Annotated in this window: 11 protein-coding genes; 5 read left to right on the top strand and 6 right to left on the bottom strand. The window is 58.9% G+C overall.

Annotated features, from left to right (window positions below):
- Positions 1–5: 5 nt before the first annotated feature.
- Both GIV26_RS16420 and pssA read right to left on the bottom strand, forming a co-directional pair.
- Positions 6–3,437, bottom strand: coding sequence for a hypothetical protein (locus GIV26_RS16420; RefSeq protein ID WP_236281525.1), 3,432 nt, complete (start codon positions 3,435–3,437; stop codon positions 6–8).
- Positions 3,438–3,557: 120 nt separating this feature from the next.
- Positions 3,558–4,901, bottom strand: a complete 1,344-nt coding sequence (pssA, locus tag GIV26_RS16415; RefSeq protein WP_236281524.1) for a CDP-diacylglycerol--serine O-phosphatidyltransferase — start codon at positions 4,899–4,901, stop codon at positions 3,558–3,560.
- 124 nt (positions 4,902–5,025) lie between these two features.
- On the opposite strand from pssA, the gene GIV26_RS16410 reads away from it, so the two are divergent.
- Both GIV26_RS16410 and GIV26_RS16405 read left to right on the top strand, forming a co-directional pair.
- Positions 5,026–5,589 (top strand): TetR/AcrR family transcriptional regulator, encoded by a 564-nt coding sequence (locus tag GIV26_RS16410; RefSeq protein ID WP_054921956.1) that lies wholly within the window; start codon positions 5,026–5,028, stop codon positions 5,587–5,589.
- 54 nt (positions 5,590–5,643) lie between these two features.
- Positions 5,644–6,123: a nuclear transport factor 2 family protein gene (locus GIV26_RS16405; protein WP_236281522.1), complete on the top strand. Its 480-nt coding sequence runs from the start codon at positions 5,644–5,646 to the stop codon at positions 6,121–6,123.
- Positions 6,124–6,294: 171 nt separating this feature from the next.
- On the opposite strand, the gene GIV26_RS16400 is transcribed toward GIV26_RS16405, so the two are convergent.
- Positions 6,295–7,452 carry a PQQ-dependent sugar dehydrogenase gene (locus GIV26_RS16400; protein ID WP_223023400.1) on the bottom strand — a complete coding sequence of 386 codons (1,158 nt, stop codon included), beginning with the start codon at positions 7,450–7,452 and terminating at the stop codon, positions 6,295–6,297.
- Between the two features lie 12 nt (positions 7,453–7,464).
- Positions 7,465–7,773: a hypothetical protein gene (locus GIV26_RS16395; RefSeq protein ID WP_236281520.1), complete on the bottom strand. Its 309-nt coding sequence runs from the start codon at positions 7,771–7,773 to the stop codon at positions 7,465–7,467.
- A gap of 185 nt (positions 7,774–7,958) precedes the next feature.
- Here GIV26_RS16395 and ku point away from each other — a divergent pair, with 185 nt between their 5' ends.
- A complete protein-coding gene (gene ku / locus GIV26_RS16390; protein ID WP_205548102.1) occupies positions 7,959–8,798 on the top strand; it encodes a non-homologous end joining protein Ku in 840 nt (279 codons plus the stop codon).
- A 24-nt stretch (positions 8,799–8,822) separates the two neighbouring features.
- Positions 8,823–11,342, top strand: coding sequence for a DNA ligase D (ligD, locus tag GIV26_RS16385; RefSeq protein ID WP_236281518.1), 2,520 nt, complete (start codon positions 8,823–8,825; stop codon positions 11,340–11,342).
- A gap of 18 nt (positions 11,343–11,360) precedes the next feature.
- On the opposite strand, the gene lpxO is transcribed toward ligD, so the two are convergent.
- Positions 11,361–12,260 (bottom strand): lipid A hydroxylase LpxO, encoded by a 900-nt coding sequence (lpxO, locus tag GIV26_RS16380; protein WP_014718362.1) that lies wholly within the window; start codon positions 12,258–12,260, stop codon positions 11,361–11,363.
- A gap of 263 nt (positions 12,261–12,523) precedes the next feature.
- Positions 12,524–13,849 carry a Wzz/FepE/Etk N-terminal domain-containing protein gene (locus tag GIV26_RS16375; RefSeq protein ID WP_054895931.1) on the bottom strand — a complete coding sequence of 442 codons (1,326 nt, stop codon included), beginning with the start codon at positions 13,847–13,849 and terminating at the stop codon, positions 12,524–12,526.
- Positions 13,850–14,189: 340 nt separating this feature from the next.
- Between GIV26_RS16375 and GIV26_RS16370 the strand changes: the two genes are divergently transcribed.
- Positions 14,190–14,576, top strand: coding sequence for a TIGR03067 domain-containing protein (locus GIV26_RS16370; RefSeq protein ID WP_236281516.1), 387 nt, complete (start codon positions 14,190–14,192; stop codon positions 14,574–14,576).
- Positions 14,577–14,652: the final 76 nt, after the last annotated feature.

The following is a 14,652-nucleotide window of genomic DNA, read 5'->3' as shown; positions in this document are numbered from 1 at the left end:
GGTCGTCATGCTGGCAGTGCTTCAAACCCATCCAGCGGCGTGCCGGTCGGCAACCCGGTCTTTGGATGGGTCGCGTACCAACGTCCATCGGTCTGTACCGCGTACACCGGTATCGAATGATTGTGTCCGTTATGAGCACCAGGCTGAACCGCCTGCTCCTGGACATTGTGCGGCGCCTGCAACTGGTTTGATACACCCAGGCAAGTGCGCAGTTTTTCTTCCACCACGCCAAGCTTTAAAAGCACTGAGGGGTTCGATGCCCTGCCTAACGCTTTAGGCAGCGCGACGAGCCCTTTCCCTCCAGCGGCCATCAAATCTGCCGCGCCATCCAGTGGGTTCAAGAAGCCACTGACCACCTCAACCCCCTTTTCCAGTACGCGAAACGCCTTGACGCCGAAGGGAGCCACAGCTTTTGTGGACTTGACGAGCGGTTTCAAGGTTCCAAATGCCCCACCTGCGAATGCCCCGGCGGTGTCGATGATCAGCCCGCGCATCCCTTCAACGATGTTGCCTTTGGTCAGGTCAATGACGGCCCCGACAAACGGGATCATGCTCAACAAAATACTGTCGTTGCGTCGCAATATTTCGCGCTTTTGTTCCAGCGGCAACATGCCATGCGCGACCTTCAGCACGCTGGCACGATGATGGATAAAATTGCCCTGCATGATCCGATCGACAATTGACTGGGTGCGGGGCGACGAAAAACTGTTAGGCACCTGGTTGGATGCCTCGCCCTGTACAGAGACCGGCGTAGCGTGCAGGGTCTCGCCCAGCTTATCAATAATGACACCTGGCGAGGTCACACCGGGCCTGGGCACGGCATTGGAGCTGTAAGCGGCAAAATCAAATGGTTCCACCGCGCCCAGCCGCACGGGGAGCTCTGACACCGCCCATGGCCCATACGTCTTCGGCACCGTTTGAAAGGTCCCTCCGAGGGCCAAATCACGCGGCAGGTCTTCGCGCTTGACGATCAACAGCTTGTCCGGGAACACCTCGAAGTAGCTGATTACCCCGTTGTAATTGCAGCGTATCAGCGTGCCCTTTCGCCCTCTGCGCTCCTCCACCTGCTCCGGTGTTACATCTATCTCAGGCACGCTATCGGTTGCCTCACGCAAGGCAAACAGGTCCACGTCCCCCCACTCCAAGGCTTGGCGATCAGCCAACGGCAGTTGGGCGATCATGCGTCTTGTGGCGATGCTCAAACCCTGCTTGAGTTTTTCCAGGTAGGCATCGACTTCACCGGGCAACTGGGCCTGCACATCCGGTAAATGGGCGATCCTGGCGTTCAACGCTTGCACGTTGGCATCAACGGCTGCCTGGTCGGATGCGCTCAGCCGCGGAATGACAAATGGAGAGGTGCGCCGGGCTGGTTGTGGCGGCTGCTCCCCGGGCGCCAGCAGCATCCACCGGTCCCTTGTAAGGTCGCCGGTCATGTACGTCTCGATCAGCGTACGCGTTCTCGGCTCGGACAGCTTCATGTTGCGGCGTTCATCCGGGTCTGCGATGTATACCCGCATGGCTTTCAACTGTTCCGCGCTCAGGCCTGGAAATACTGTCTGCAAGTTCCTGATCGCCGAGTCTTCTCGTATAGGCAGCGGCAGGTTGAACTGCTCCAACGCATAAACGAGTTGCTCGCACTCCTCATTGAAAGCCGTGATGGCCTGCAGATGGTGCTGCTGTGTGTAGCGGCCATCCACTGGCTTTTCATAAAGCCCGCGCATCAAGCCCCAATCGAGTAACACGTCGATCCCATAATTATCCAATACCGCCGCTTCGCCCGGCGTACTGGTGCTCAGCCGGCTGAGCCCCATAATTTCGGTGTAGCTCATGCGCCGCGAGCAACCAGGCCCACCTTGACGCTCGGCAAACGTGACCCCCAGGCGAAAGTCGGCCCATTCCACCGAGCCTATCCGCATCGTGGAAGGGATATCCCGGACCAGAAACTCGGGCGCGCTACTGGCCAACAACAGATGCGCGGCCAGCGGTACCGTCTTTGGATCGAGCAAGGTGTTCTGAGCCAGTTGGGTCTCGATTTCAGCGCGTACCGATGCCATCGTCCGTCCACTGTTGGCGGGCTGATAGATGTCATAACCGGCAACGTTTCCAGGGCGCCGAGGCATCTCGGGGTCGATCTGCAGCAGAACCGCCGTGAGTTCCCACTGCTTGGCTTCGAGGGTTGATAAGTCATAAGTACCGGACGTGCCCTGAAAATACAGACTGCGAGCAGCGGCCTTGCCCCATTCCAGAGCTAACGGTTGGTCAAGTATCCGCTCCAGTATCTTGTCGGCGTTGGCACGCACCTCCTGCGGGGTGTGCTCATCGAGTACGCCTTGAAAATCCAAGGCGCGCAATAGACTCGGTTCGCTGCGACCGATGGCATCGTCGCTCAAGAGTTGCGCTATCAAGCGTTTGTCATTTTCAGACAACATGCCCGGTACCCATGGTCGTGCAAGCAATTGCGCGTAATTACCCAGCGCGGGGGCAGGCGCCACCGCAGCTTGCAACCAGCGAATGACATTGCGCACTTCCTTCGCGGTCTTGGGTACGAGGAAGCCGTGAGAAATCAGTACATCACGCACGGCAGCCTTGTCGGCACCGTCTGTGGCAAGCACCGACGTGGCGCCGATCGGCGTCTGCGCATCGGCCAGCGACACCTCTTCGTCGTCGGGTCGATTGCGAACCAGATCAGCCAGACAACCTGCCAGGTATTGACGCTCGTCCAGCCGGTCGATGGTTTTTCTTGCCGCAAGGCTGCTGCCCTGCAGCCGGCCTTTTGTCTCGGTTGACCAACCGGACCATTCCTCCGCCAACAGTTGTCCACGCACCAACGCCAACTCATCGGCATTCGTTGGCGGGGTGATGTCATGCCACTGCAAGACAGCATTGCGAGAAAACCGGTCGGACTGTTCCGGCACATAAGCCACCCCATTACCCGCCCTATCCAGCGCCGTGGCAGCGGCGCGCAATCGGGCCCCGACCTGCCACCAGCCAGAATCGTCGTTCAGAGTGAACGTCTTTCGCGTTCCCACGCGACCGCTTAAGACCAGCCCTGTGATCGAATCCGGTTTTACCACCACGGTGTCCAGGGCCATGCCTTTGCTCATAATCCACGCCTTGACTTCATCAGTATTGAACGCACTGCGCAAAGCGGCAAAGCCTGCGTAGAAAGTGCTGTCGGTGGGGATCTGGACGAGGGAATCCCACGCGTGGCGCGTGGCTGATGTCGCCAGCTCGTTACGCAGGCGGTGATCACCCTCGCTCGACGCCAAGGGCACAGGTTGCAGCGTCCATCGTCGGGGACTATCTACAGCAGGATTTGAGGCTGCTTCGCGCTTGCTGCGAACAACGGGGTCGGGGAAGGCGTTTGCCGCCGGGCTCACAGAATGTAGCGGCGGCGTAAACGCAAGGGTGTCGCGACTAGGGCTGATACTCGACATGTCTGTTTCCTCTGAACCAATCAAGGGCAGAGTTCTCGTCCCTAAGAACCGTCGAGAAACAACGTAGCAACCAACACAAGCTATGCGAGTAGGTAAACTCCTAAGGCGGTGAAAACAGTCCTACAGAATACGGTACAGCAACCGCTCGATGCGCACTCGACTGACCCGGCGCAGGAACTTGCCCACCGCGGGTGGATAATCCACCAGCGTTTGCAACTGTTGGTAGCCCTCGATACGGGTTACGTGCTGGAAGATCTGGGCCAACTCTGTACGCCGCGGCGCTAGCCACTGCCCTTGTGGATCATCGATCAGCAAGCCGTTTTCCAAATCGAGGCGAAACGCCCGAGGGTTGAGGTTGTTGCCGGTGAGCAAGGTGTAGCGCTCATCCACCCACATGCCCTTTAGATGGTAGGTGTTATCGCCGTCGCGCCATAAGTGCAGGTTCAACTGGCCGCTGTTGATCATCGGCTGATGCCGCTTGGCAAAGCGTCGCAAGCTGATCTCGTACAGGTACGGCAACGCCGCAATCACCTTGAAAGGTTCGGTGGGCGGAATGTAGAAATCGTTGGCGGTCTTGTCGCCCACCACGATGTCGATCTTTACACCGCGTGCCAGAGCGCGGTTGATCTCACGGGTCACCGGCAATGGGAGGTTGAAATACGGCGTGCAAATAGTCAGCTGCTGCTGGGCGCTGGCGATCAATTCGAGGATCACCCGGCTCAACGGGTTGTTCTTGCCGACGCCCAGCAATGGGCTGACCGACAGATGACCGTTGGGCAACTGCCCGGCCGTAGTGTCGTAGGCCGCATGCTTGAGACGGCTGCGCAGGTCGCCGATATCGTTGCGCAGGCTGCGAGTGGTGGGCGGGTTCGGCAGGTCCAGGCGATGCACGGCCTTGGACGCCACCAGGCCGTGTTCCACCAGGTGCTGCATCGAATCGGCCAGGGGTTGGCTATGGATCAGATGGTAACGGTCGAAGCGGTATTTATCGAACTTGTGCAGGTACACATTGTTCAGGCTGGCGCCGCTGTACAGCACGCTGTCATCGATCACGAAACCCTTGAGGTGCAACACGCCGAACAGCTCGCGGGTTTGCACCGGCACGCCGTACACCGGTACTTCGGTGGCGTGGCGCTGGGTCATCGCCCGGTACCAGGCGCTGTTGCCCGGTTGCTTGCCCGCGCCGATCAACCCGCGCTGGGCGCGCAGCCAATCAACCATCACCACGATGTCCAGTTCGGGCCGTGCGGCCTTGGCGGCATGCAGCGCGTCGTAGATTTCCTGCCCCGCCTCATCCTGCTGCAAGTACAAGGCAACGATGTAGATACGCCGCGTGGCCTGGGCGATTTTCTCCAACAAGCAGCGACGGTAGGCGTCGGCGCTGGGCAGCACTTCAATGGCCTCGTTGGACAACGGGAAACCGCGCAGCTTGGGCAACAGGGAGCGTTTGAAGAACGACGGCATAGGGCTCGCAATGGGTCGAATCCGAAGAGGCCCAAAGCTTACACCATGAGGCTGCTCAGGTCTCGCAGTGGGCAATTCAAAAAACCGGTTGACCATGAAGAACGATCGTTCTACTGTGCGAAACATGAACGATATTACTCAGAATGAAACCCGCGACATCATCCTCGACGTCACCGAAAAATTGATCTATCGCCACGGCATTGCTGCCACCGGCATGGACTTACTGGTGAAAACCGCCGGGGTGTCGAGAAAGAGTATCTACCGCTACTTCGCCAACAAGGATGAGTTGGTGATTGCTGCCCTTCAACGCCGCGACGAGCGCTGGATGCAGTGGCTGCGCAGCGAAGTGGAACACAGCGACGACAGCGGCCAGCGCCTGCTGGAGCTGTTCAGCGCGCTCAAGCGCTGGTTCGGCTCGGCGGACTTTCGCGGCTGCGCCTTTATCAACACCAGCGGTGAAACCGGCGACGCCCAGGACCCGGTGCGCCTGTTGGCCAAGGCCCATAAACGCAAACTGTTCGAGTACGCACTCGAACTGTGCCAAGCACATGGCACTCCCGACCCGGAGCAGCAGGCCGCGCAACTGCTGATCCTGATCGATGGTGCCATTACCGTCGCCCTGGTCATGGGTGATTCAACAGCTGCCGATAATGCGCAATGCATGGCGCGGACCTTACTGCAACTTTGAACTCACAGACCAGGCAACTTTCGACCCAACCTTAATTACTTTGAGGAGCCGCCCATGTCAGCCCAAGAAGACGTCCGTCCACCCCTGCCGCCGTTTACCCGCGATTCGGCCATCGAAAAAGTCCGCCTGGCGGAAGACGGCTGGAACTCCCGCGACCCACAACGCGTGTCTCTGGCCTACACCCTGGATACGAACTGGCGTAACCGCGCCGAATTTGCCCATAACCGCGAAGAAGCCAAGCAGTTCCTGAGCCGCAAATGGGCCAAGGAGCTGGATTATCGACTGATCAAGGAATTGTGGGCCTTCACCGATAACCGCATCGCCGTGCGCTATGCCTATGAATGGCACGATGATTCGGGTAACTGGTTTCGCTCGTACGGCAATGAGAACTGGGAGTTCGACGAGAACGGCTTGATGGCCAACCGCTTTGCCTGCATCAACGATATGCCGATCAAAGAGAGCGAGCGCAAGTTCCATTGGCCGCTGGGGCGGCGCCCGGATGAGCATCCCGGCCTGTCAGAGCTGGGGCTATAACCCCGACTCTGCAGACCGAATGAGATCCAATGTGGGAGCTGGCTTGCCTAAGAAAGCGGTGGTGCAGTAACAGATTCAGCGCCTGACACACCGCCTTCGCAGGCAAGCCAGCTCCCACACTTGGATCGCAGGGCATCAATTGGATCAGCGTCTGCTACAGCCCCCACATTTCTAGTCCTGATTCAGCCCAACCCGATACAACACGCCGTCATCCTCATCGGTCAGCACATACAGAAAGCCATCCGGCCCCTGCCGCACATCGCGAATTCGCGCTTTCAATTCGCCCAACAAGCGTTCTTCGTGGATCACCTTGTCCCCCTCGAACTGCAACCGAATCAGCTCTTGGCTGGCCAGCGCGCCGATAAACAGGTTGTGCTGCCATGCCTTGAATCGGTCGGCGTCGTAGAACGCCATGCCACTGATGCCCGGCGACTTCTCCCAGACATGATGGGGCGCCACTGTGCCCTCTGCCGTTTTGCCCTTGGCTTCCGGAATCGGCAGCAGGGAATAGTTGATGCCATGGGTTGCCAACGGCCAACCGTAGTTCTTGCCGCGCTCGATGATATTGACTTCGTCGCCGCCACGGGGCCCGTGTTCATGTTCCCAGATCGTGCCGCTCCAGGGGTTCAGGGCCAGCCCCTGAGGGTTACGCTGCCCGTAGGACCAGATTTCCGGACGCACGCCGGGTTGACCGACAAAGGGGTTGTCGTCCGGCACGCGCCCATCCGGGTAGATGCGCACCACTTTACCTTGCAGCTTGTCCAGGTCCTGGGCCGTGGGGCGGTCGTTGTTCTCCCCGAGAGTCACGAACAGGTAGCCATCACGGTCGAAGGCCAGGCGCGAGCCGAAGTGGTTGCCAGTAGACAGCTTGGGCTCCTGGCGCAGTATCACCTTGAAGTCTTCCAAGCCGCTCAAGTCGGCCGCCAAACGCCCGCGCCCTACGGCTGTACCGGCCTTGCCGCCCTCGCCACCGCCTTCGGCGTACGACAGGTAAACCAGGCGGTCTTGCTTGAAGTCTGGCGACAGCACCACATCCAGCAACCCACCCTGCCCTTTGGCCCATACCTGCGGCACGCCCTTCAAGGGCGCAGACAGCTTGCCGTCCGGGCTCACAAAACGCAGGTTTCCAGGCAGTTCGGTCACCAGGAAACCTTGCTGGTCCGGCAAAAACGCCAGTGCCCACGGATGGTCAAGGCCCTTGGCAACCGGCGTGGCGGTGATGCTGCCTTGCTCGCTGGGGAACTGTTGGCTATCAGCGGCATACGCCGCGCTCAACGGCAGTAACGCGCTGGCGCACAGGGCGGCTAGCAGGGTTTTACGTACAAACATAAGGCGAAATCCTTAGCGGCGATTGCCGTTGGCATCATAGGTGGGCGCTTTGGGTGCGGTGGCTGGTCGGCTGGGGGCCGCCTCCTGCTTGTGGTAGCGGTTGCCGATGCCGCCGTTTTCCAGCGTCGGCCGCGGGTTTGCCGGGACAGGCTGGATACTGCGAACCGCCGGTGCATTGGGCTGGGTGCCCTGCATGCTATTGGGGTTGGCCCGGTGAATAGGGCCGTAGTCGCTACGCCCTGGCAGATTTTGCGCCTGGGCCAATGGCGCAAGGGCCAGGCCCAGCGCCAATGCTGAAAGATGACGTACACAACGGTTCATGGCCAAACCTCTCTATGCCAAGTACTACGTGCTTTCGATAACACGCTACGCCGTGGGTTCGCGTTGTGACACTAAATAGTTTCTCATCAGGTGTAACACGATCTGTCCGAGCATCTATCCGCCGAAACTTTTGCCGTGCTCTGCGAGTCACCAGCACACAGGCTCTTCGTTGAGGAATAACACCTATGCCACGGGCAATCTGGAAAGGCGCCATCAGTTTCGGCTTGGTTCACATCCCGGTATCGCTGGTCTCGGCGACCTCTTCACAAGGCGTCGACTTCGACTGGCTGGACAAGCGCAGCATGGACCCGGTGGGCTATAAGCGCATCAACAAAACCACCGGCAAGGAAGTCACCAAAGACAATATCGTCAAGGGCGTGGCCTTTGAAAAAGGACGCTATGTGGTGCTCAGCGAAGACGAAATTCGCTCGGCCCACCCCAAGTCCACCCAGACCATCGAAATCATCGCCTTCGTCGCCAGCGACCAGATCCCCCTGCAAAACATCGACACGCCTTACTTTCTCGCCCCGGATAAACGCGGCGGCAAGGTCTATGCACTGCTGCGCGAAACGCTGAAAAAAACCGGCAAGGTCGCCCTGGCCAATGTGGTGCTGCACACCAAGCAGCATCTGGCTGCGTTGATGCCGCTGGAGTCGGCGCTGGTGCTGGTCATGCTGCGCTGGCCCGCCGAAGTGCGCAGCCTGGATGAGTTGGAATTGGGCAGCGATGTGACAAAGCCGACCCTGGCCAAAGGTGAATTGGACATGGCCAAGCGCCTGGTGGAAGACATGAGCGCCGATTGGCAGCCCGATGAATACCGTGACAGCTTCCAGGACAAGATCAGGGCGCTGGTGGCGAAGAAGGCCAAGGCCGGCAAGATCGAAGATGTGGAAACGGCCGAAGGCGGCGAAGAGCGAAAATCCGCGGATGTCATCGACCTGACGGAACTGCTCAAACGCAGCCTGGCGGGTAAACCTGCGGCGAAAAAGAGCGCCGCGAAAAAGTCCAATAACAAGGCCTCTTGAGCCTGCCATTGACGGGAGAACGACATGGCAAAGCCCCTGAGCGAGTACAACCGCAAGCGCGATTTCAAGATCACCGCCGAACCCGCAGGCAGCTCACCCGCCAGCAAACGTAACGCTTCGGCCCTGAGCTTTGTGATTCAAAAGCATGATGCGCGCAACCTGCATTACGACTTTCGCCTGGAACTGGATGGCGTGCTGTTGAGCTGGGCGGTGCCCAAGGGCCCAAGCCTGGACCCGAGCCAGAAACGCCTGGCGGTGCATGTTGAAGACCACCCACTGAGCTATGGCAGTTTCGAGGGCAGTATCCCCACCGGCCAATACGGTGCGGGGGATGTAATCGTGTGGGACCGAGGCATCTGGCAACCCCACGATGACCCGCGCAAAGCCTACGCGGCGGGTAAACTCAAATTCACCCTGGTGGGTGAGAAACTCTCCGGTGACTGGGCGCTGGTACGTACCCGCCTCAAGGGCAGCGGTGACAAGGAGCAGTGGCTGTTGATCAAGGAAAACGATCAGCAGGCGCGCCCGGCCTCTGAGTTCGATATTGTCGAGGCCGAGCCCGCCAGCGTGCTCAGCGACGCGGTCGTGGGCAAGCCAAAAGCCAAGGCCAAGGCCAAACCCAAGGCCGCGCCAAAAGCCAAAGCGCCCAAGCGCAACGCTGCGCTGCCTGACGAGTTTGCCCCCCAACTGGCAACCTTGGTCGACCGCGCCCCCGAGGGTGATTGGCGCTACGAAATCAAGTTCGACGGCTACCGCATCATGGCGCGCATTCGCGACGGTGAAGTGCGCCTGTTCACCCGCAACGGCCACGACTGGACCGAGCGCCTGCCGCGTCAGTGCAAAGCCTTGCAAGCGCTCAAGCTCAAAGACAGTTGGCTGGATGGCGAAGTGGTCAGCCTCAATGGCGACGGGCTGCCGGATTTCCAGGCGCTGCAAAACGCATTCGATATCGGCCGCAGCCTGGACATCGTCTATTACCTGTTCGATGCACCCTTTTTGAATGGCCGCGACCAGCGCGAAGACCCGGTCGAAGAGCGTCGGGCTGCGCTTAAATCCGCACTGTCCGCCAGCCGAAGCAAACTGCTGCGATTCTCCGAAGCCTTTGCCGCCAGCCAGCGCGATATTTTCGAGAGCGCCTGTGACCTGGCGCTCGAAGGCGTGATCGGCAAGCGCGCCGGCAGCCCCTACGTGTCGCGGCGCAGTGCCGACTGGATCAAGCTCAAATGCCGCCTGCGCCAGGAGTTCGTGATTGTCGGCTACACCCGCCCCCAAGGTTCGCGCAGCGGCTTTGGGGCGCTGCTGCTGGCGGTCAACGATGACACCGGCCTGGTATATGCCGGGCGCGTGGGCACGGGCTTTGATCAGGCGGCGCTGAAAACCATCTATGCCAAGCTCACGCCGCTCGAGCGCAAGGACTCGCCACTGCAAAAGCCATTGACCAGTGCCCAGGCCCGCGGCGTGCATTGGGTTGAGCCGAGCCTGGTAGGCGAAGTGCAATTTGCCGAATGGACCCGTGAAGGCGTGGTGCGCCAGGCCGCGTTTGTGAGCCTGCGCACCGACAAGCCAGCCTCGCAGATCATTCATGAACAGCCGCGCGCGGCCAAGTCGGTCAAGGCACCGCAAGCATCGAAAGCCGATAAAGCGCAGGCAACGGTGAAGAACGTGAAAATCACTCACCCCGAGCGCATTATCGACAAGCACAGCGACACGCAAAAACAGCAATTGGCACAGTTCTACACCGATATCAGCGAATGGATCCTGCCCTTTCTGCGCGCACGTGCCGTGTCCCTGCTGCGCGCGCCGGAAGGGATCGAAGGTGAGCAGTTCTTCCAGAAACACTCAGAGCGCATGGCAATCCCCCACATCAAGCAATTGGACCCGGCGCTGGATCCAGGCCATGCGCGCCTGATGGAAATAGACAGCGTGGAAGCCCTGGTCGGCGCGGTGCAAATGGGTACGGTCGAGTTTCACACCTGGGGCGCTCCCGCAGACAAGATTGAAACGCCCGACCTGTTCGTGCTCGATCTCGATCCGGACCCGGCCTTGCCCTGGAAAGCCATGCTGGAAGCGGCCCAACTGACTCTGTCGGTACTTGATGAGCTGGGCTTGCAGGCTTTCGTCAAAACCAGCGGCGGCAAGGGCCTGCACTTGATCGTGCCATTGGCCCGGCGCGATAACTGGGACACCGTCAAGGCATTCGCCAAAGCCATTGCCCAATTCATGACCCGCCAACTGCCCGAACGCTTTACCGCCACCAGTGGCCCCAAGAACCGCGTGGGCAAGGTCTTTATCGATTACCTGCGTAACGCCCGCGGCGCCAGTACCGTGGCTGCGTATTCAGTGCGGGCACGCCCGGGCTTGCCAGTGTCGGTGCCGGTGAGTCGAGAGGAGTTGAAAGGATTGCGCGGCGCCCAACAGTGGACAGTGGCGAACCTGCACCAACGGTTGCAGGCCTTGAAGGACGACCCGTGGGCGGGGTATGCCAATCGGCAGAAGATCAGCAAAAAAATGTGGGACAAGTTGGGCGCGCAACCCCCTGGGTGATCCGCGCCCTGAGCCAGGTCAGATAAGAATGAAGATCAGCGCCAGACCGGCAAAGATCGCCCACTTTTCCAGGTAGTAGCGCGTGCGGTTGCGCTTTTTGAGCTCCTTGCCACGCAGGCGAATCTTGTACAGCCGGGTGAAGGCACGGTTGAGGCCGCCGGTCTTGTCACCCTCATCGTTGGGCGAACCTGCGGCCGCCATCACATTGCGGCTGAACCAGCGATTGAACGCAGCCGCCCAGCGGTACTTCATGGGCCGTTCGATATCACAGAACAGTATGATGCGGTTCTGTTGGGTGGTGTTTTCCGCGTAGTGAATGTAGGTCTCGTCGAACATCACCGGCTCGCCGTCGCGCCAGTAATAGCTTTCGCCGTCCACGTTGATGTAGCAGCCTGGATCGTTAGGCGTATCCAGCCCCAGGTGATAGCGGTACGAGCCCGCATACGGGTCGCGGTGACGCACCAGCTTGGAGCCCGGAGGCAGTTCGGCGAACATCGCCGCCTTGATCGAGCCGATGCTCTGCACCAGTTCGGTGGTACGCGGGCACAGCTTCATCGCCGAGGGGTGACTGTCGCCGTACCACTTGAGGTAGAAACGCTTCCAGCCGGTCTTGAAGAACGAGTTGAAACCTACGTCGTTGTATTGCTCCGAGCGCTTGATTTCCCCCGCTCGCATCAGATTCTGGCCTTCTTCGCGGATCTCTTCCCAGTGCTCCTGCAATGGGCTCAGGTCTGGAAAGTCGCTGGGCGAGAGGTAGGGACGGCTGGGCTGCTTGGAGAACAGGTACAGGAAACAGTTGATCGGCGCCAGGAACGTCGAGTGATCACTAAGCTGGCGACCCAGCTTGTGTCGCACCCGACCACGCAGGTGTACATACGCAATGGAAGCAACGTAGAGAGCAACAATGATGAGTTTCAAGGGATTCGTCACACGTCAGGGAGAGAACAGGCTGCTCCTGCGGGCCCACAACGGCCGAGGATGGATAAGCAGCACCTGAAATCACAATTCACATACAGGTGACACGGCCGGCGGATAACCGCCTGCGTGCCACCATTGGCAGTTATTTAGCCACACTTTGTAACCAAAGGTTAACTAAGAATTGTGAAAAGCTGTCTATTGAGTGTGCTGGGGATAGGAGCAGGCAGGCCCTTGAGCCTGCCTGTTTGAGGGCGTTTGAAGGGTTACAGCGGCGAATCTTTACCCTCGCGGCGATCCCCTAATGCCGTATAGGGCACGGCCTGAGTGCGGCTGCGAACGAAGTAGCGGATCAGCGCAATCATCAGGCCCAGCAGCAGACCTCCGACAAGGCTCAACGCGATAACCAGCGGCTTTTTCGGCTTTATCGGTGACAGAGGCTCCTGGGCTCGACGGTCAATCGTCACCAGCTTGAGGTTGCTCATATCGATATTCAAACCACGCAACCTGGCGACTTCAGCGCGAAGCGGCTCGACGTCCTGCAAGAAGATGTCTTCATTGCCCCGCTTGCGCAGCACCTCAACCTCGCGGTTGCTTTCCAGCAGTTGCAAGTCTTTGCCGATCTCGGCAATGCGCGGGTTGGTGAAATCGTCACTGGTACGCTGCTGCAATGCAGCGCGCTCGGCTTCCAGCGCCTCGGTCCCCATGAAATACAGCGGGATCTTCTGGTTGTTCACCTCGGTCCGCATGACCTGGCTCGAACCCGTGCGCGTGGAGTCGGCCATAGAGGACGGCGTTGTTGGTGTACGAATGCCCATGGACTTGGCAATGCTGATAGCTTCGGCCAACTCGGCGAGGCGGTTGGTGCGTTCCATCTTCATCTGCAGGCGCAGGGCGCTGAGTTCATCCTGCAGTTGGGCACGCTTGAGCCGGTCCGCTTCCAACAGCTTGGCGATTTTCGATTCTTTATCGGTATCGTAGTTGGCGCGGGCGGCGTCGATCTTGCCCTTGAGCTCGCTCAAGCGGTTATTGACGATAACCTTCAGGTCGGCACCCACCTGCTGACGCTCGGCGGCGATGGCGTAGTCCACAAAACCGTTGAGGATCGCAACACCATCGACGTCGGTCGGGTATTGCAACTCCAGACGGATATAACTGCTCAACGAATCGGATTTCTTGGGGTCGGGCAGAATCAGATTGACGGAATTGCGGTTGAACGCCTCAAAGCTCTGCTCAAGGGTTTGCCCCGGTTTCTTGAACGCCTTGAACAACTCCTCATGATCCTTGAAGAACCCCAGGCGCGCATCATAGGAATCCAACTGCGCGCCCACTTTGAGCAGCGCATCGGCAGGCGGCAACTTATACACTTCCGAACGGTTCAAGGCGTCCAGCTCGTTGATAGCCGCAGGCCGTAACACACTGCTGACCTCATAGGTCTTGGGTGCCAGGAAGGCATAACCTGCGCCTAATACCCCGGCCAGAAGCGTACACCCGACCACCAGCTTTTTTTGTCGCCAGATGGCGTGAAACAATTCAAATAAATCAATTTCATCAGACGCTGCGGAAGGCGGAAGCGGGGAAGTACGATTCAAAATAAGAACACCTTAAAATAATACTAAAAGGCCATCATTCTCAGAAGTCTGAATGACTTCAAAAATCAGGGACAACGCCCTGGATACGGCAGACCAATGGCGATGTGACCACTCAGTCCCCTGAAATATCCCACAAACTTAGGGATTATTTCGGTTTCATTTCGGTGAGTAAGCCAAATCACACAGCCATGTCAGACTGATCTGTCTGCAAGCGTAGTCAATCCAACATGAAAAAGCTGTCAAATACCTGTCTTATAAAGAAAAAAATTTCGCCTTCATGTGGGACAGTGGCAGCCTCAAGACAATTGAACATTTTTTTGAACAGCAATAAGGAGTTTGCATGTCACCGCTTTCAGCCTCGGACTTTCACGCACTGCAAGGCAAATGGGAACAAACAGCCCTTGAAGACAGTGGCGTGCTCAACCCCGTGGATGCCCACAGCGCGCCGGGAGCAACGACGACAATTGCGGGGGATCGATTCGAAGTGACCACGGTCAGTGGCGAAATATTGCTGGCGGGTCGGTTCGAGCTGGACGCCAGTACCACGCCCAAAAGCATCACCTGGACGGACGCCATCGGCGAAGATGCAGGCAAGCAACTCCCCGCCAGTTACCGGCTCGACGGCGATGATTTCGTATTTATCGCAGCGGATGAGGGCATGCCCAGGCCCACTGTATTCAGCACTGGCCCAGGGCAAACCATGCGCACCTTCGTACGGCGCTCTTGATCAAATGTGGGAGCTGGCTTGCCTGCGATAGCGGTGGGTCAGTCAACTAATCTGTCACTGATACACCGCTATCGCA

Origin of the sequence: Pseudomonas sp. PA-1-3F, from assembly GCF_021609665.1 — a bacterium.
Lineage (GTDB): Bacteria > Pseudomonadota > Gammaproteobacteria > Pseudomonadales > Pseudomonadaceae > Aquipseudomonas > Aquipseudomonas paracarnis.
Note: the sequence above shows the minus strand (reverse complement) of the source record. Positions and strands in the feature narration are given on the sequence as shown.

Coding starts and splice junctions, on each gene's coding strand:
- GIV26_RS16370 (WP_236281516.1), top strand. CDS start 14,190: ATGTCACCGCTTTCAGCCTCGGACTTTCACGCACTGCAAGGCAAATGG.
- GIV26_RS16410 (WP_054921956.1), top strand. CDS start 5,026: ATGAACGATATTACTCAGAATGAAACCCGCGACATCATCCTCGACGTC.
- GIV26_RS16395 (WP_236281520.1), bottom strand. CDS start 7,773: ATGAACCGTTGTGTACGTCATCTTTCAGCATTGGCGCTGGGCCTGGCC.
- ligD (WP_236281518.1), top strand. CDS start 8,823: ATGGCAAAGCCCCTGAGCGAGTACAACCGCAAGCGCGATTTCAAGATC.
- GIV26_RS16420 (WP_236281525.1), bottom strand. CDS start 3,437: ATGTCGAGTATCAGCCCTAGTCGCGACACCCTTGCGTTTACGCCGCCG.
- GIV26_RS16405 (WP_236281522.1), top strand. CDS start 5,644: ATGTCAGCCCAAGAAGACGTCCGTCCACCCCTGCCGCCGTTTACCCGC.
- pssA (WP_236281524.1), bottom strand. CDS start 4,901: ATGCCGTCGTTCTTCAAACGCTCCCTGTTGCCCAAGCTGCGCGGTTTC.
- ku (WP_205548102.1), top strand. CDS start 7,959: ATGCCACGGGCAATCTGGAAAGGCGCCATCAGTTTCGGCTTGGTTCAC.
- GIV26_RS16400 (WP_223023400.1), bottom strand. CDS start 7,452: ATGTTTGTACGTAAAACCCTGCTAGCCGCCCTGTGCGCCAGCGCGTTA.